General features: G+C 45.8%; 17 protein-coding genes. 9 read left to right on the forward strand and 8 right to left on the reverse strand.

Features of this window, described 5'->3' with window-relative positions:
* Positions 1–12: 12 nt before the first annotated feature.
* Positions 13–1,644: an alpha-glucosidase gene (locus ACFQ45_RS14310; RefSeq protein ID WP_377368862.1), complete on the reverse strand. Its 1,632-nt coding sequence runs from the start codon at positions 1,642–1,644 to the stop codon at positions 13–15.
* 200 nt (positions 1,645–1,844) lie between these two features.
* Here ACFQ45_RS14310 and ACFQ45_RS14315 point away from each other — a divergent pair, with 200 nt between their 5' ends.
* Entirely contained in the window at positions 1,845–2,675 is an 831-nt protein-coding gene (locus tag ACFQ45_RS14315; protein WP_377368864.1) for an amidohydrolase family protein, read from the forward strand.
* Between the two features lie 83 nt (positions 2,676–2,758).
* On the opposite strand, the gene ACFQ45_RS14320 is transcribed toward ACFQ45_RS14315, so the two are convergent.
* The 3 genes from ACFQ45_RS14320 to ACFQ45_RS14330 all read right to left on the reverse strand — a co-directional run bounded on the left by ACFQ45_RS14320 (position 2,759) and on the right by ACFQ45_RS14330 (position 5,598).
* The gene (locus ACFQ45_RS14320; protein ID WP_377368866.1) at positions 2,759–4,027 is read right to left on the reverse strand and encodes a TRAP transporter large permease; all 1,269 of its coding nucleotides are present in this window, start codon (positions 4,025–4,027) and stop codon (positions 2,759–2,761) included.
* Complete coding sequence (locus ACFQ45_RS14325; protein ID WP_377368868.1) at positions 4,027–4,506, reverse strand: TRAP transporter small permease; 480 nt, start codon at positions 4,504–4,506, stop codon at positions 4,027–4,029. The genes ACFQ45_RS14320 and ACFQ45_RS14325 overlap by 1 nt, the downstream gene beginning before the upstream one ends.
* 81 nt (positions 4,507–4,587) lie before the next feature.
* Positions 4,588–5,598: a DctP family TRAP transporter solute-binding subunit gene (locus ACFQ45_RS14330; RefSeq protein ID WP_377368870.1), complete on the reverse strand. Its 1,011-nt coding sequence runs from the start codon at positions 5,596–5,598 to the stop codon at positions 4,588–4,590.
* Between the two features lie 639 nt (positions 5,599–6,237).
* Here ACFQ45_RS14330 and ACFQ45_RS14335 point away from each other — a divergent pair.
* The 8 genes from ACFQ45_RS14335 to ACFQ45_RS14370 all read left to right on the forward strand — a co-directional run bounded on the left by ACFQ45_RS14335 (position 6,238) and on the right by ACFQ45_RS14370 (position 12,618).
* Positions 6,238–7,245 carry an amidohydrolase family protein gene (locus tag ACFQ45_RS14335; RefSeq protein ID WP_377368872.1) on the forward strand — a complete coding sequence of 336 codons (1,008 nt, stop codon included), beginning with the start codon at positions 6,238–6,240 and terminating at the stop codon, positions 7,243–7,245.
* A 24-nt stretch (positions 7,246–7,269) separates the two neighbouring features.
* Positions 7,270–7,947: a 4-carboxy-4-hydroxy-2-oxoadipate aldolase/oxaloacetate decarboxylase gene (locus tag ACFQ45_RS14340; protein ID WP_377368874.1), complete on the forward strand. Its 678-nt coding sequence runs from the start codon at positions 7,270–7,272 to the stop codon at positions 7,945–7,947.
* A complete protein-coding gene (locus tag ACFQ45_RS14345; RefSeq protein ID WP_377368876.1) occupies positions 7,940–9,010 on the forward strand; it encodes a 4-oxalomesaconate tautomerase in 1,071 nt (356 codons plus the stop codon). Before ACFQ45_RS14340 ends, ACFQ45_RS14345 begins: the two co-directional genes overlap by 8 nt.
* A 36-nt stretch (positions 9,011–9,046) precedes the next feature.
* Entirely contained in the window at positions 9,047–9,919 is an 873-nt protein-coding gene (locus ACFQ45_RS14350; protein WP_377368878.1) for an amidohydrolase family protein, read from the forward strand.
* A gap of 38 nt (positions 9,920–9,957) precedes the next feature.
* On the forward strand, positions 9,958–10,317 hold the full coding sequence (locus tag ACFQ45_RS14355) for a protocatechuate 4,5-dioxygenase subunit alpha (protein WP_377368880.1): 360 nt from the start codon (positions 9,958–9,960) through the stop codon (positions 10,315–10,317).
* The gene (locus ACFQ45_RS14360) at positions 10,317–11,168 is read left to right on the forward strand and encodes a class III extradiol dioxygenase family protein (RefSeq protein WP_377368882.1); all 852 of its coding nucleotides are present in this window, start codon (positions 10,317–10,319) and stop codon (positions 11,166–11,168) included. The genes ACFQ45_RS14355 and ACFQ45_RS14360 overlap by 1 nt, the downstream gene beginning before the upstream one ends.
* A 260-nt stretch (positions 11,169–11,428) precedes the next feature.
* Positions 11,429–11,776, forward strand: coding sequence for a protocatechuate 4,5-dioxygenase subunit alpha (locus tag ACFQ45_RS14365; protein ID WP_377368884.1), 348 nt, complete (start codon positions 11,429–11,431; stop codon positions 11,774–11,776).
* Positions 11,776–12,618 (forward strand): class III extradiol dioxygenase family protein, encoded by an 843-nt coding sequence (locus ACFQ45_RS14370; RefSeq protein WP_377368886.1) that lies wholly within the window; start codon positions 11,776–11,778, stop codon positions 12,616–12,618. Before ACFQ45_RS14365 ends, ACFQ45_RS14370 begins: the two co-directional genes overlap by 1 nt.
* An 80-nt stretch (positions 12,619–12,698) precedes the next feature.
* Here the strand turns inward: ACFQ45_RS14370 and codA are convergent, their stop codons facing one another.
* The 4 genes from codA to ACFQ45_RS14390 form a co-directional block, all read right to left on the reverse strand.
* A complete protein-coding gene (codA, locus tag ACFQ45_RS14375) occupies positions 12,699–13,949 on the reverse strand; it encodes a cytosine deaminase (protein ID WP_377368888.1) in 1,251 nt (416 codons plus the stop codon).
* 8 nt (positions 13,950–13,957) lie between these two features.
* Positions 13,958–15,199 carry a PucR family transcriptional regulator gene (locus tag ACFQ45_RS14380; protein ID WP_377368890.1) on the reverse strand — a complete coding sequence of 414 codons (1,242 nt, stop codon included), beginning with the start codon at positions 15,197–15,199 and terminating at the stop codon, positions 13,958–13,960.
* Positions 15,196–16,452, reverse strand: a complete 1,257-nt coding sequence (codB, locus tag ACFQ45_RS14385; protein ID WP_377368892.1) for a cytosine permease — start codon at positions 16,450–16,452, stop codon at positions 15,196–15,198. Before codB ends, ACFQ45_RS14380 begins: the two co-directional genes overlap by 4 nt.
* Before the next feature lie 393 nt (positions 16,453–16,845).
* Positions 16,846–17,829: an aldo/keto reductase gene (locus ACFQ45_RS14390; RefSeq protein ID WP_377368894.1), complete on the reverse strand. Its 984-nt coding sequence runs from the start codon at positions 17,827–17,829 to the stop codon at positions 16,846–16,848.
* Positions 17,830–17,845 lie beyond the last annotated feature (16 nt).

A 17,845-nucleotide genomic window follows, 5' to 3' on the forward strand; every position in this document is an offset into this window, starting at 1 on the left:
TGCCCCGTTTTTTTATGGCTGAATGGCGCCTAAATATATGGAATTGGGGGGTAAGGGTAAGCGTCCGTTTTCGAATCGAGTAGAGAGGAATCCCTCGGGCAGAATAATATCCTGTACCTGATGGTCTGCTATGGGCACGATATGGTCTTGGTCGCCAACGTTTACGCCAATTAAAAGGTACTCATTTTCGTCTTTACGGGTAAACACGAGAACCTCTGCATCCGTGTATAGGAATTCTATGTCCCCTGATATCAAAGCTGAGTGGTGTTTACGTACATGGAGAAAGTCTCGATAGGCATGCAGAACTGAGTGACGGTCTCCTTCCTGTTCACTTACTGAAAGAGGTTTGTGGCTATCGGCAACAGGTAGCCAAGGGCTGGGATTTTCACTAAAGCCCGCCGTGTCGGTATTTTCCCAAGGGAAAGGGGTACGGCACCCGTCGCGGCCTTTAAATTCAGGCCAAAAGTTAATGCCAAAAGGGTCTACCAGTTGCTCAAACTCCAGTTCTGCTTCAGGCAATCCTAATTCTTCCCCTTGATACAAACAAACACTGCCTCGTAACGAGAGCAGCATTGCCATATAGACCTTGCTTTTAGCGGGATTGGCTGTGCCGTGATTCCATCTTGAAGCAACACGCTCCACATCATGATTGCTCATGGACCAGCAGGGCCAGCCTGTCCCCAAGCCTTCTTCTATGGTTGTCATGGTGTTGTGAATATGTGTCATTGTGTTGTCGTGGGTGAGTAGGTCAAATGAATAACACATGTGCAGTTTGTCATTCCCTTGGGTGTACTCGGACATGGTCTTTAAGGAGAAATCACAGCCCACTTCACCAACAGTCGTGGTGCCAGGATATTGATCCAACAAAGACCTTAGGCGCTGTAAAAAAGGAATGTTTTCAGGGCGTGACTTGTCGTATAGGTGCAATTGATAACCATAAGGATTATCCAAGCTCACACCAATACTTCCTTCTACGATTTCCTGTTTCGGTGGGTTATCTCTTAACTCTAGATCGTGGTAAAAGTAGTTGGCGGTGTCTAAACGAAAACCATCAACGCCTCGATCCAGCCAGAATTTCACTGCATCCAGTAGGGCGTTAACGACTTCTTCATTGTGAAAGTTCAAATCCGGTTGGCTATCCAAAAAGTTATGCAAATAGTATTGGCGACGACGGCTGTCCCAGTGCCAAGCGGGGCCGCCAAACACTGATAGCCAGTTGTTAGGAACGGTGCCATCTGGTTTGGCATCTTGCCATATGTACCAATCGGATTTCTCTGAGTCACGGCTCGAGCGAGAATCTTTGAACCAAGGATGTTGATCAGACGTATGGTTGAGCACCTGATCAATGATGACCTTGATGCCCAACTCATGAGCTGTGCCGATCAAGGCATCAAAGTCATCTAGGGTGCCAAAAATGGGGTCTACGTCACAGTAATCTGATACGTCGTAACCAAAGTCTTTCATTGGAGATGTGAAGAAAGGTGAAAGCCAGATGGCATCAACGCCAAGGGAGGCGATATAAGGCAGCTTTTGGGTAATGCCTGCTAAATCACCAATGCCGTCGTTGTTAGCATCCATAAAACTACGAGGATAAATCTGATAGATAACGGCGCCGCGCCACCAATCTAAATCTGTATTGCTCATGACATTTCCCTTCCATCGTAAGATGTGTTGATAGTTTCAACACTAGCATGTAATCCAGTAAAGATAAGCAATTCATGTGCCTTATAAGCTCTAAATGACGTAAAGAGTACTGTTGTTTAAATACAATAGCCGTGGTCGCTAAATGAACTGCCTTAATGTGACGTAACTAGGTACAGTTTAGAAAGGATTAGGAGAATACAATGACCATTTTCACTGAACGAAAAATCGATTGTCATAACCATATATTTGACCCTGCGGGATTCCCTTATCAGCCCGATACCCCTTATGCCCCTTCTGGTCATGAAATTACGACGGCAGAGTATTTTCACCAAGTGCTCGATGCTTACGGTGTCAGTCATGCCTTAATAGTAGGGCCGAACTCCGCTTACGGAGAGGACGATAATCGTGCCTTAATAGATGCCATTGCCAGATCTAATGAAAGATTTAAAGGTATGGCTGTGGTGTCAAAAGATGTGACTGATGCAACGCTAGCGGGCTTTGAAGCCCAAGGCATTGTCGGGGTGACATTCAATGTTGCTTATTATGGCCCCGAGCATTTTGCTCATGCTGCTGAGCTAATGGAACGATTGCATCGTTTTGGTTTGCTGGCACAAATTCAAACCCAAGGAGAGCAAATACTCGCCTTTGCTGACGTGCTGTTTAATACCTCGGCAACCGTTGTCATTGATCACTGTGGGCGTCCGGATCTTAATCAGGGGCTGGATTCAGAAGCCTTCAAAATGTTGGAAGAAATTGGTCGAGCAGGGCGTCACTTTATAAAGCTATCGGGTATGGCAAAGTTTTCTGAACAAGCTTATCCCTTTGCAGATACCAAACCCTATGTGGAAGCTTTATTTGCTGCCTATGGTGAAGATAGGGTCTTATGGGGCTCAGATTGGCCATTCTTAATGGCCCCTCAGCGTATGGATTATGGCACCTTGCTGACTCTAGCAAAGTCATGGTTTCCAGATACAGCACAGCGAGAGAAGTACTTATGGAAAAACGCTAGTCGTTTGTATGGATTCGATTGAACCTGAGTTAATAATTTATTTTCGTCAGAAACAAAAAAGCCCCCGCTAATAGCGGGGGCTTTTATGTTTCAAAGTGACGTTATCTAATAACCAAATAACCTAGGTAAGAATGTCACTGTCGTCGGTACAAAAGTAATCAGCATCAGTACCGCAAGCTCCACTAGGAACATAGGCATAATCTGACGAGAGATGGCTGCTATACCCACATTGGCAATGGAATTGGACACAAACAAACAGATACCCATCGGTGGGGTCACCAAGCCAATCATTAGGTTAAAGATAACCACAATACCAAAATGAACTGGGTCAATGCCTAGGCTCATGGCAATCGGATGTAAGATTGGCAGCAAAATCAACATGGCTGCAATCCCTTCAAGGAACAAACCAACCACCAAAAGGATCACGTTGACTAGCAGCAAGAACATCCAAGGGCTAGAGACTTGCTCTAACACCATGGCGGAAACCGTCTGAGGTACGCGAGAGAAGGTTAATAGCCAGTTTGCCGCTGCAACCACTGCAATCACGATCAAGATAACAGACGAGTCGCGCATAGCTCGTACGAAGATGCTTGGAAGTTGTGTCACTTTCAGGCTTTTAAGGATAAACATACCTGCTACTAATGCGTAGGCTGCGGCGAAAGCGGCGGCTTCCGTTGGCGTTACGATGCCCGTTAGGATCGAACCTACGATGAAGATCGGCATGAATAAAGGAATCCAAGCTTCAACGAAGGCTTTTATACGCTCTTTTGTGCTTAGCTTTTCTTTTAGAGGCGCATAATCCCCTGCAAAGAAATACACATAAACAGATAAGCCAACCGCTAGGAATACCCCAGGTGCCACACCAGCAAGGAATAGGGCAGGTACAGATACGCCACTGGTGATCAATGCATAGATGATCACTGGAATACTAGGCGGAATCATAGGTCCGATTACAGAAGACGCTGCCGTTAAGGCCGCGGCGAAAGAACGTGGGTAGCCTTCTTTTTCCATGGTTGGAATGAAGACACGACCAAGAGCAGAGGTATCTGCAACCGCAGAACCGGATAGTCCTGCAAAGATTACCGATGCCCAAATATTCACTTGCGCCAAGCCGGCACGCATATGCCCCACTAAGGCATTGGCGAAATTTATAATTCGGCTAGTGATACCGCTTTCGTTCATTAGCTCACCAGCTAAAACGAACAGCGGAATGGCAAGAATAGAGAAGGAGTCCAAGCCTGCAAAGATACGTTGCGCCACAAGGCTCACATTGAAAGGCAGAGTGTAGACATGACCTACAACCCCAAGCAGCACCGCAAAAGCAATTGGGCTACCAATGATTAATAAAACGATTAGAATGCCAAAACCTAACATTATTGAGCCCCTTCTGATGTGGATTTGAACTGAGTAAAACGCTCAATAACACGCATTAAGGCTGCAAGGGTTAAGCCTGCACCACCAATAACCATAGCGACTTGGAAGTAGTACATATCAATGCCTGTACCGGGGGCTTGAATCCCGCCACGCTTCATCATGAATAAGTAACCTGAGTAACAGAGTACGGCACCGGACACTAGGGCAACGATGTCAGATACAAAGTGCAAAATGTTACGAATTTTGGGTGGAACAATGTCCTCTAAGAACGTGAAGCGAATATGAATACCCTCCAAGTAACACAGAACCATGCCAAACATGGTGCCGTAGATCATGGCGTATTTGGCGGCTTCTTCAGCCCATTGAATAGGGGCGTTAAATAAATAGCGGCTAAGACTGCTGGCAAACACCACAGCAAAGACCACAAACAGAGAAGAGCCTGTCAGGAATGACAGAAGGTATTTATAAAGGCGCTTCATGGGATATTCCGATTTACTAAGAGGATATAAAAATCGGGGAGTGCTGCTCCCCGATCATTTTGGTGCGGTAGAAACGAGTGCTTACTTGTTTGATACCACTTGTACAGACGCTTGAACACGGTCAATCCATTCACCATCGATTTCACCGCGTAGCCATTCAAGAACAGCAGGTTGTGCAGCTTCTTGGAATTTAGCTAGTTGCTCAGCAGTTGGTGTTGTGATTTCCATGCCATTTTCTGCAAGAGATTTTAGACCTTCAGCAGATTTGTACTGCTGGATAGCGCGGCCGACAGTACCGGCTACTTTTGCAGCACGGTCAATGATTGCGCGGTCTTCGTCACTTAGAGAAGTGTACAAATCATCATTGATAAGCATGAAGTCTGTACCGTAAACGTGGCCGTCTAGGGTTAGGTACTTCTGGAACTCGTAGAATTTATTGGAGTTGATAACACTCACTGGGTTTTCTTGACCATCTACAACGCCTGTTGTAAGAGCTGATGGCACTTCAGGCCATGCGATCGGCGTTGGCTCAGCGCCCATGGCTTTAACCATTTCAACGTACAATGGTAATGTCATGACACGGATTTTAAGACCATTTAAGTCAGCAGGTTCTGCTACTGGTCGCTTGGAGTTAGTAAAGTTACGGAAGCCTGTTTCACCGTACGCTAGGGTACGTAAACCAGTTTTTTCTAAACAGTGTTGAGAAAGGGCTTGTCCGAACTCACCATCTAGGACTTCCCAAGCAACAGGTGCGGAAGGAAATAGGTAAGGGATTTCTAGAACAGCGGCTTCTTCACATACTTTAGCGAACGCGCCAGAAACCATAGTCATACTGATCATGCCTTCTTGAGCGGATTGCACTAGGTCAGTTTCACCACCAAGTTGGCCGGCAGGGTATACGTTTACTTCAATACGGCCGCCAGACTCGGCTTCAACTAGGTTTTTAAAAACTTCAGTTGCTGCGCCTTTTTTAGAGTTAGTCCACTCTTGAGGGTCAACATGACCAAGAGTAAGAGTAAGATCCGCAGCGCTAACAGAGCTAGCTACTCCAGCGGCAACAAGGCTAAGCATTAGTTTTTTTGATAGTTTCATATCATTTCTCCAAGCTCGGGAACCACCCGATATCGTTATTTTTGTATTTGCTTTTCTGTCCCACAGCGTAAGGTCACTTATAAAGACCTTGTCATCTTAATATCCAGCAAAAGAAATACTATAGGTAAATTGTAAAAATACCCTTTATTTTTCCTTTGAGGTCAAAAAGTATGACTCCTGTGTTGGTTTACGGAGCAACCTCGTCCTTGGTGGGGGTCGAGATACCTTCTCAACATGGGCTAAAGAGCAAAATAAGAGAAATGATTTTTTTGCGTTTTAGCATGCTGAAATGGAATACATAGATTTTTATCATACACATTAAAATATAAAAAAATGATTAAAAACAGTGGATTAACCCATTCGCGGCCTATTTTTAGGTATTCAAAAATGAGAATAACGACGAAACAAATATAATTTGTTTGAGCATTATAAATAAATAGCATTAACTCACTATCTCAAAATGCAATATCGTTTGCCCATTTTTGAAATGGCAAATACCCCCCACGGTCTTAATACTTCTTGCCATGCTAAAAACAGTGGCTGTTGCTAGAGTTTAGCTAAACTTAATGTTTTTGCTTTATGCAAAAGTAATAACAGCTTCTGATCACACTAATAATGATAGAAACAGTGAGCAGTAACATGATTATAGATTGCCATGGCCATTACACGACCACTCCTCCTGGTGTGGGTGCATACCGCGACAAGCAAAAAGAATTAGTAGCGAAAGACCCGACCGCTAAAGGTGAGAAGGGGATGGTTCACGTTACTGATGATGAAATTCGCGAAAGCATCATCAACAACCAATTACGCTTACAGCAAGAGCGTGGCACTGACCTCACCATCTTCTCTCCACGTGCTAGCTGGATGGGTCACCATGTTGGTAACGAATACACCAGCCAATACTGGACAGAACATCAAAATGATCTGATTCGCCGCGTTTGTGATTTATTCCCAGAAAATTTCGTACCCGTTGCTCAGTTGCCACAATCACCGGGTGTTGATCCAGCCAAGTCTGTTCCTGAAATCGTTCGTACCGTAGAAGAAATGGGATTCATTGGTGTTAACCTGAACCCTGATCCTAGTGGTGGACATTGGAACGGAAGCCGTTTGTCGGATCGTTCTTTCTACCCAATTTATGAAAAGATGTGCGAATACGATATTCCAGCGATGATCCACGTTTCTGCTGCATGTAACGATTGCTTCGACACAACGGGTTCTCATTATTTAGGGGCTGATACCACAGGCTTTCAGCAACTAATGATGTCTGATGTATTCAAAGACTTCCCAGAACTGAAAATTATCATTCCTCATGGTGGTGGCGCTGTGCCTTATCACTGGGGTCGCTTCCGTGGTCTAGCGCTGGATAAAGGCTTTGATCTGGAAGAACGTGTACTGAATAACATTTACTTCGATACCTGTGTTTACCATCAGCGTGGTATTGATCTATTGCTGGATATTATTCCTACCAAAAACATTCTATTCGCTTCAGAGATGATTGGTGCGGTACGTGGTGTTGACCCAGAGACAGGTCACTACTTCGACGACACCAAGCGTTACATCGACAACAACACCGTTTTGACTGCTGCACAGAAAGAAGACATCTTCGAACACAACATTCGTCGTGTCTTCTCTCGTCTGAAAGTTTAATGGTCTGAAGCCAAGGAGCTGATTATGCGTGAGAACGTAGTAGTACAACATATTGAACGTGCCGATCAGGCGATCATTGATGGTTTGGCAGAATGTGGTGTTGCCACTATTCATGAAGCACAAGGTCGTGTTGGCCTGTTAGCCCATTACATGCGTCCAATTCAGCAAGATAAAGCTATTGCTGGCTCCGCCATCACCATTTCTGGTGCGGCGGGAGATAATTGGATGATGCACGTGGCCATTGAGCAGTGTCAAAAAGGGGATCTATTGGTATTTGCACCAACGTCTCCATCGGTACATGGCTTTTTTGGCGATTTGCTCGCCACGTCGGCTCAGGCTCGCGGTGTAGTGGGTCTTGTGATTGATGGCGGTGTACGTGATACCCGTGACCTACGTAAGATGAACTTCCCAGTATGGTCTAAGGCGGTCTTTGCAGAAGGTACTATTAAAGAGACCTTAGGCTCCGTCAATGTGCCAATCGTCTGTGCGGATGAATCTATCAATCCAGGTGATGTGGTTGTAGCAGATGATGACGGCGTAGTTGTTGTACGTCGTGAGAAAGCAGCAGAAGTACTTGAGCTGTCTCGTAAGCGTATGGAAAACGAGGAAGCCAAGCGTGTTCGCCTTGAAAATGGCGAGCTGGGTCTAGATATCTACGATATGCGTCCTCGCCTAGAAGCGAAAGGCTTAAAATATGTCTAAGGGCATTGAATGCATGTGGATGCGTGGAGGTACCTCTAAAGGGGCGTACTTCCTAGCAGATGCTTTGCCTGCGGATCATCAAGAACGAGCAGATGTGCTGTTACGTGTGATGGGATCTCCCGATGACCGTCAAATTGACGGTATGGGGGGCGCTGATCCGTTAACCTCAAAAGTAGCGGTAGTGAAAAAGTCGGATCGTGATGATGCGGACGTTGATTACTTGTTTCTACAGGTTTTTGTTGATCAGGCCATTGTGACGGATGCTCAAAACTGCGGCAATATTTTAGCGGGCGTTGGGCCATTCGCCATCGAGCGGGGACTTGTGACGCCCGTTGAAGGTGAAACCAGTGTTCGTATTTACATGGAAAATACCGGCCAAATCGCTGTTGCACGTGTAAACGTGAAGGACGGCGAAGTGGTTTACGAAGGTGACGCCCGTATTGATGGTGTGCCAGGATTTGCTGCCCCCGTACCGGTTACATTTAAGGACACCGCAGGCTCCAGTTGTGGCGCCTTGCTGCCAACGGGTAATCCTGTGGATGTTATCAATGGTGTAGAAGTCACCATGATTGATAATGGTATGCCTTGTGTGGTTATGCGTGCTTCAGACATGGGGATCGAGGGTACTGAAACCCGCGAGGCGTTAGAAGCCAATTCGGAACTCCGTGCCAAGCTTGAATCCATTCGTCTTCAGTGTGGTCCACTCATGAATTTGGGCGATGTGACTGAAAAGTCTGTGCCTAAGATGACTATGGTGTCAGCGCCAGTTGATGGCGGGGCGATTTCCACTCGCACTTTTATTCCTCATCGTTGCCACGCTTCTATTGGTGTGTTGGGCGCGGTCAGTGTCGCAACAGCTGCAGTGTTAGAGGGGTCTCCCGCTAATGCCTTAGCACAGTACGAATCTGCTGGTCAGATGACCCTTGATGTGGAGCACCCAACAGGGCGCATGACTGTGGTATTAGACCAAAGCGAAACCGGTGAGATTCTTTCGGCGGCATTACTTCGTACTGCTCGTAAGCTGTTTGACGGAAAAGTATTTGTACACAAGAACGGCCTTTAGGTCGCTCCTTTTGCAGAACAAGAATAGGTATTAATTATGATGGATAAAGATTATCTTCCATTTCATCCAAACCCAAGCAAGCCAAAATATGTTGCGCCTGCTGGCGCAGTGGATGCTCATTGTCACGTATTTGGTCCAGCTGATAAGTTTCCTTATCACCCAAAACGTAAGTACACACCATGCGACGCATCCAAGGATCAATTGTTTGCCTTGCGTGATCACCTAGGTTTTTCTCGTAACGTTATTGTACAGGCATCTTGCCACAGTACTGATAACGCAGCCTTGATCGATGCGTTGCAAACCGCAGGCGAATTGGCTCGAGGCGTTGCTTTTATTGATGACAGCTTCACAGTTGAACAACTGCAAGAAATGCACGATGCCGGTGTTCGTGGCGTGCGCTTTAACTTTGTGAAACGACTGGTCGACAGTACTCCTCGTGAAGTGTTCTTTTCGATCGCAGAAAAGATTAAAACCCTAGGCTGGCACATTGTTGTGTACTTCGAGGCTCCTGACTTGGAAGAGCTGATCCCGTTCTTGAAAGAGCTTGGTACTACGATTGTGGTGGATCATATGGGGCGTCCAGACGTTGCCAATGGTGTTGACCACCCAGATTTCCAACGCTTCATTAACTTCATGGCGGAGAATGATAACGTTTGGTGTAAGGTAAGCTGCCCAGAGCGCCTAACTCTTCAAGCACCAGACTATTCAGATGTTGTTCCGTTTGCCAAGACTTTGGTGGAGCAGTTCCCTGATCGCGTTTTGTGGGGCACGGATTGGCCTCATCCGAATATGAAATCACATGTGCCAGACGACGGCCACCTTGTGGATGTGATTCCTGAAATTGCCACCACCCCTGAGCTTCAACAAAAGCTATTGGTGGACAATCCAATGCGTCTGTACTGGGACTGATCCCATACAACCGTGAATGAATAAAAAGAGGTCTCCCCATGGCGACTAATGAAAAAAAAGCCATCCCTGGTACGTATCTATTTGATAGCACCATGGCTAAAAAAGGCTACGGCTTAAATAAAATGTGCTTCTCGTTTAACGGACAAGAAGCCCGTGATGAATTTAATGCTGACCCAGATGCCTACTGTGATAAGTTCAAGCTGACTGATGCCCAGAAGGAAGCAGTCAAAAATAAAGACATCATCGCTATGCTTAGAGAGGGCGGTAGTATTTATTACCTCGCTAAGTACGCAGGGCTATTAAAACTTAACATGCAAGATATCGGCGCGTTACAGACTGGTATGAGTGTGGATGAGTTTAAAGCCATGTTAGAAAAGAACGGCAAAGGAGAAGTGTAATGGCGAAAATTATTGGTGGTATTACAACTTCTCACATTCCTGCGATTGCCAATGCAATGGCGAATGGATTAGAAGACACGCCGTACTGGAAGCCATTTTTTGATGGTTACCCACCAGTACGAGACTGGCTCAACGAACAGAAGCCTGATGTCATCATTCTGTTTTACAACGATCACGGTTTAGAGTTCTTTATTGATAAGAAGCCGACCTTTGCGATCGGTGTAGCGGATGAGTATTTCAACGCTGACGAAGGTTGGGGTATCCCAACTATCCCGCCTGTGACAGGTGAATCGGACTTGTCTTGGCACATAGCCAATAGCTTAGTTGAAGACGGCTTTGACATGACCATCTGTCAAGAAATGAAGGTGGATCATGGTCTTACTGTACCATTGAACCTGATGTGGCCTGGTCACAACTATGGCCATGTAAAAGTCATTCCGGTTTGTATTAACTGTGAGCAACATCCAATGCCGCAACCAAAGCGTACTTATGCGCTTGGTCAAGCGATTGGTCGTGCGGTGCAATCCTTTGATGAAGATTTGAAAGTTGCGGTATTTGGTACTGGTGGTATGTCTCATCAGCTAGATGGTGAGCGTGCAGGTATCATTAACCGTGAATTTGATATTGAATGTTTGGACAAGCTGGTCTCTGATCCAGAAGCCCTAACTAAGTACTCAAATCACGATTTAGCAGAAATTGCCGGCGCCCAAGGTGTTGAGCTGAATATGCTGATCGCGATGCGTGGTACTTTAATCGGTGAAGTGAAAGAGCTACATCGTAACTATCATGCGCCTATTTCTAATACTGGTTCTGGTCTTATGCTCCTTGAGCACACCATGCCAGAGAAATAGTGTATGAAAGCCTTGTTCTGAGTTGGGCAAGGTGCACGAAATTCAAAACTTATAAGCCACAACAGTTTGTTGTGGCTTTTTTTATGCCTCATATCACGCTGTTTTTTATATTACTTTTTTGGTTTTTAAAGTAGGTCATTATTCAATGATGTGGGCTTTAGAGACTAGATGTATATCAAATAATGGCTTGATCATTCTTCTTATACTCTTGTTTTCACCTTTGATTAACGAATAAAAATATTGTGACGACGAGGTAAGACATGAGTAAGGCGAGTAATATTCCCGGTACCATTATGTTAGATGGACCCATGGCAACCAAAGGCTATCCCCTTAACAAGATGTGTTATTCCTTCAACAACGAAGCAGCACGTGAGGCGTTCCGTTTGGACGAAGAGGCCTACTACCAGAAATTTGAACTCACCTCAGAGCAAAAAGATGCCATGCGTAAACGCGATGTCATTGCCATGTTGGAAGCAGGTGGAAGTATCTATTACTTGGCTAAATTTGCCGGATTGCTTGGTTTAAGCGTTCAGGATGTGGGTGGCTTACAAACAGGCATGACAACGGATGAATTTAAGGCATTTCTTGTCGCACAGGGAGAAGTGTAATGGCTAAATTATTAGGCGGTATCGCCACTTCTCATATTCCTGCGATTGGTGTGGCAATGGATCAAGGGCTTGAAGATACACCGTACTGGAAAACGTTTTTTGAAGCGTACCCACCTGTAAGACAATGGCTTTATAGCAAAGAGCCGGACATTGTCATCATCTTTTATAACGATCACGGTTTAGAGTTCTTCCATGATCGTAAGCCCACATTTGCGATAGGCGCCGCCGCACACTATGAAAACGCTGATGAAGGTTGGGGGATCGCTGAAATTCCTCCTGTCACAGGCGAAACGGAGTTATCATGGCACATTGTGAATCATTTAATTGAGCATGATTTTGACATTACTGTTTGCCAAGAAATGAAAGTGGATCATGGCTTAACGGTACCTCTCACTTTGATGTGGCCAGGTCATAACTATGGTCATGTAAAAGTGATTCCAGTTGCAATTAACTGTGAGCGGCACCCAATACCTAAGCCAAGTCGTAGCTATGCGTTTGGTAAAGCGATTGGAGATGCGGTTCGTTCATTCCAAGGCGACCAGAAAGTTGTGGTAATGGGCACCGGTGGTTTGTCGCACCAGTTAGATGGTCAACGCGCCGGATTCATCAATAAACCTTTTGATCTGTACTGCATGGAAAAGATTGTCGATGAGCCTGAGCTATTAACTCAATACTCAAACTATGAGCTGGTTGAAAAAGCCGGTGCGCAGGGGGTGGAGTTAAATATGTGGCTGGCAATGCGTGGCGCGTTAGGACAATCCGTGACTGCTCTACACAGCAGCTACCATTTACCAATCTCAAATACTGGTGCAGGTGTTATGCTGCTGGAAGACAATGGATGATTCTGATTAGTAACCTAAAGCCGCTTAATTAAGCGGCTTTATTTTTGCATTAAGAATGCAGCAGACCGTATGGGCTGCGCTTAATTGGTTTTAACATAATTTGGGGTGAGTATTTTAGCCGCTTGGCGCTCCATAATAATCTCACCTTGACGGATAGACAGCAGGACTTCCCCTTGGCGTCGAATGACGCTGTAATCGTCTTCACCTTCGAGCAGGATGCAGTTCGCACTGTTTCCAACGGCAATACCGTAGCCTTCCAAGCACAGTGTTTTGGCACTGTTTTCAGTGATCAGGTCTAATGCTTGGCGATAGTCTTGGTAACCCATCATCTGGCAGATATGTAGGGCAAAATCTAACGTTCTTAAAAGCTTGCCATTACCTAGTGAATACCATGGGTCAAAGATGGAATCCTGCCCTAAGCATACATTCATACCGGCTTCTAATAGTTCTTTCACACGGGTGACGCCCCGGCGTTTGGGGTAAGTATCAAAGCGCCCTTGAAGGTGAATGCTTTCCGTGGGGCAAGAAATGAAGTTGATGTTGGAGTTCTTCAATAACCGGAACAGCTTAGAGCAATAGGCGTTGTCATAGGAGTGCATGGCCGTTGTGTGGCTGGCGGTGACTTTATGGCCCATATCGTATTTTAGCGCTTCATAAGCAAGACATTCTAAAAAGCGCGAGTTAGGGTCGTCTATTTCATCACAATGAACATCCACTAAGCGATCATACTTACGTGCTAAGCCAATTAACGTTTTTACGGATTCTTCCCCAAGCTCCCGTGTGTATTCAAAATGGGGGATGCCACCTACCACGTCTGCACCGACTTCTAAAGCTTGCTCCATTAATGCTAACCCGTTGGGATACGACAACATGCCGTCTTGGGGAAAGGCAACCACTTGGATTTGAATTTTGTCCTTCAATTCATCTCGAATGGCGCAGAGGGTTTTAACGCCTACTAAACTGGGGTCGGTGGTATCAGCGTGGGTTCGGATAGCCTGAACCCCTTGTTGTACCAGAAGCTCAATAGTAGATATGACCCGCTGATAGATATCGTCTTCGTTGAGCATGGGTTTACGTTGGCGCCAGCGCTCAATGCCTTCAAATAAGGTGCCGCTCTGGTTCCACTCGGGTTGTCCCGCGGTGAGGGCTGCATCCAAATGTATATGTGGCTCTACAAAAGGCGCACAAAGTAGATTTTCCTGGGCATCAATTTGCCCTTCGCTGATAGTGATAGCTTGGGTTTGAGGAGTGATGTGGGTGAAAATTCCGTCTTTAATGGTGACGGTGAAAAGTTCAGGCTGATGACGTAATCGTGCGTTGATGATTTCCATAGGTGTCCTCAATCTTCGACCAATGAGTGTTGTTGCTCATCTAAATTATGATGATGAAATAGGATCTGCTCGATCAATAGGGCGTTTTGTAAATTCAAACGACTAAATGGGTCCTGTAAAGAATAGCCAAGCCTTTGTTCGATGCGCCCCAAACGATAGCTTAGTGTGTTACGGTGAATGCCCATGGCGTCAGCGGTATGCTGCAAATGTCCAAAGTGGTTGAAGTAGTGCTCTAAAGTGCTTTTCATTTCGGTACTGGCTGTATCTCTGCAAAAGCAAAGTGAACCTAAATGACGTTTACAAAATTCCGCCAGCATATTGCGCTGTGGAATGGCGGCAAATAACTGGGCGATGCCTAGCTGATCATAGAAAAACAGCTTCTGTTGCGGGTGCTTTATGGCAAATTGTAGTGCTTGTTTGGCTTCTTCAACGGCCTGAGATAATTCATCTAAGCCCTGTTTTTGAGTGCTGACCCCCATGCATAAGTCCAACTGAGGAAAGTCCGACTGGAGGCGCTCACGAAGTTGAGCTAGGTCTTCATATAGCTCTGATATTTCATTTTTCTGAGTAGGCCAGACCGCGAGCAATCCGTTTTCATCAGAGAGGACAGGCCACTCAATATGGCGTCTTCTTAATAGTGCTTCTAAGGATTGTTCTATTTGTTGGTAATTCTGAAGGGGCTTGTTGGCAGATGATGCGGCATTTTCAGAACTTTGGTGGTAGCTGAGAGATAAGCTAACAAAAGCAGAATGGCTGCTGATACCTAGGTCTTTTGCTCTTAAATGAATGAGTTCTGGCGCTTGCTGGAAACCGTTAATGAGCTTGCTCAAAAATAAGCGAATGGATTTGCCCAATAGGTTATCTTGGACAATGGCGTTACTGATGATTTCCGTGACTATGACCATTTTTAAATCATAGGGCTGTTCAAATAAGGGCACCTGTAGTTTATTTGCCAGCTCTAAAACTGATTTAGGGATTTTTTGAATGAATTCAGGGCCGGTCAATATCACCAAGCCTGCAACCTGACTCTCAGAGGCTTCACGCACAAGTTGGCAGAGATTTGATTCATCACGGGTGTGATTAATGCCGGTGACAAATACTAATTCACCTCCGCTGACCCATTCTTGAATGGACTCGTTTTCTGCAACGTAAGGCCAGCGCACAATACGCTGACCTCCGGTAAGCCCAGCCCGAAAGCTAATGCTCTCTAGGCCGGGGAGTTTAGGGATATCGGCACAACTGATGCTCATAATTGGGTAACGGCTGCCTTTGGTTGGTTTTGCATAATTAGGGTGAAAGCACCGTAGACTAGGATAGCGCTAAATACCCCAACAACAGGTGGCATGAAAGGAGAAGCGTATGCAGCGGCGGAGGCGATCATATAAGCAATGATTCCTGGCCAATGGAAGGCTGGTAGCTTGGCTTCCCCAAGGCTAGGGTATTGCCCTTTATGGCGCATCCAAAAATCCGTCATAATGATGCCGCCAATAGGTGGGATAAAGGTGCCAAGTAACACTAAAAATGGAATCAAGAAGTTGTACATTCCAAATACTGCCAACAGGGTACCAATGGCAGCTCCGACCACTGTCACTGTTCGACGCTTATCGGTACGAAGTAGATTGCAGCCTGCCACTGCGAAGTTATAAATAGTGTTGTCTTGGGTGGTCCAGATGTTCATAAATAACATGAGAACCGCTAACACCATAAAGCCTTGAGCCAGCAACACGTCAACGATATCTGCTTGCTGGTAAATAAGCGTGCCCAATGCGCCAGTAAGTACCATTAGGCCATTCCCAACGAAAAAGGCAGTCATAGTAGCGATCACGGCAACCTTGCCGCTGCTTGCAAAGCGACTCCAGTTCGTGGCTTGGGTGCCGCCACTGATAAAGGTGCCAATGACTATGGTGATGGCAGCGGTGAAGCCAAGGCTCTCTGTGGTTTCTATATTGAGGAGCCCTGTCATGCCGCCCACATCAATCAAACCCGTATATAGACTGATTAAAATGAAGATCAGCATCAATGGAACCGCGACGCGGGACAGGATATCCATGCCTTTAAAACCCACCATTGCGGTAAGGCAAAATGCCATGCCAAACAAAATCATTAGAGGTGTTTGCCAGCTTTCACTCATACCCGTAACTTTAACAAGCACAATAGCCAGGGTTGCCGTCCCCCAGGCATACCAGCCAATCTGAGTAAAACCTAAAACAAAGTCGGATAATTTACTGCCAACTTCGCCAAAACAATAACGCCCCATGAGAACGCTGTTTAAACCACTTTTGTAGGCAATGTATGCCAGAGCGGATGCGTAAGCTCCCAGTAGGAAATTACCGATTAAAATCACCAGCAAGAGTTCTGAGAAGGAAAAAGCAGTCCCTAATGTCCCTCCAGCCCACATGGTGGCTGTAAAAAAAGTAAATCCCAGTAGCACGAATGCCATAGGTAATAAGCCTCGGCGTGCGTTTTGCGGTACTTCAGATAACGGATAATCAGATTGGCTCATGTGGCTCTCCTTATGCATCTTATTGATACTCACTGAGTTGTAATAAGCAACATGCGAACCAGTTATTGATAAAAGCGTTAATGATTAGGGGTTTTGGCAATATGACCAAAATACCCATCCTATGTTTAGTACAAACTATACAAGGTGTTTGATGGGAAATATTAAGTCATTAAAAATGAGAGGAGTCCGTGCACCGATATAGTCATGCTGTTAGACGGTGTATTGCTATTTTGGCTCAGAATCCAATGACTGATAGATGCGCTGATTCAGTAGATGGTTAATTAAGAGGGAAAGCATGGGAAGTAAACAGGCTACAAGTATGAGAAGAAGGCAGGTTTGGCCCAAGCAAAAAAAAGCCGCTAAAACATAGCGGCCTTCTGTTTAAGGAAAATGTTAGAACTCTTCCGTATCAATTTCTTTCTGTTGAGCGGCATTGTAACGAGGACCGCTAACAGTGTTCTGATTGATCAACTCATTCAGCTCCGCCACTTGATCCCCTGCAAGTTTTAAACTGCTTGCTGACAAGTTTTCTTCCATATGGGAGACAAAACGTGTTCCTGGGATGGCTACCACGTGCTCTCCTTGTGACAACACCCAGCTTAAGGCTAGCTGAGCAGGGGAGTAGCCCCATTTTTTAGCAAGTGCCTCATAGTCTTTCAATAATGCTAGGTTCCGTGCGTAATGTTCGTCGTCAAAGCGTGGCATGTTTAAGCGAATATCGCCTTGTGTCAGATCTGAGCGATCTTTTACTGCGCCGGTTAAATAACCTCGAGCAACAGGACTGAAGGCGACAAAGGTGATCCCTAGGTCTTTAGTGGCTTCAAGGCATGCAATCTCAGGGTTACGTGTCCATAAAGAATATTCCGATTGCAACGCAGCAATGGCGTGTTCTTGATGGGCTTTACGTAGGGTCTCGGCAGAGACTTCGGATAAGGCAATGGCACCAATTTTACCTTCTTTGACTAGATCGCCTAAAGCACCAACGCTCTCTTCAATGGCTACGTCAGGGTCTTTGCGATGAAGGTAATACAAATCGATATGATCTGTGTTTAGGCGCTTTAGACTTGCTTCACATTGCTTTTTTAGGTTCTCTGGACGGCCGTTAATCTCTTTCTTGCCGTCCACGTTCGCCATGCCACATTTGCTGGCAAGAAAGAACTCGTTACGACGAGAGCTTAATGCTTTGCCCACAAGGCTTTCATTGCGGCCACCACCATATAAGGTTGCGGTGTCAAAATGACGGTATCCCATATCAAATGCAGCATGCAGCGCCTTAATGGCCTCGTCTTCTTCGACGGGCACGCCGTATGCGTGGGAAAGGTTCATACAGCCCAAGCCGATTTTGGGATCTAGAAAAAGGGAGTGTTTATCAGCCATGTTGCGCCTCGTACAC

This window comes from Rhodanobacter aciditrophus, assembly GCF_042679525.1.
Taxonomy (GTDB): domain Bacteria; phylum Pseudomonadota; class Gammaproteobacteria; order Pseudomonadales; family Marinomonadaceae; genus Marinomonas; species Marinomonas aciditrophus.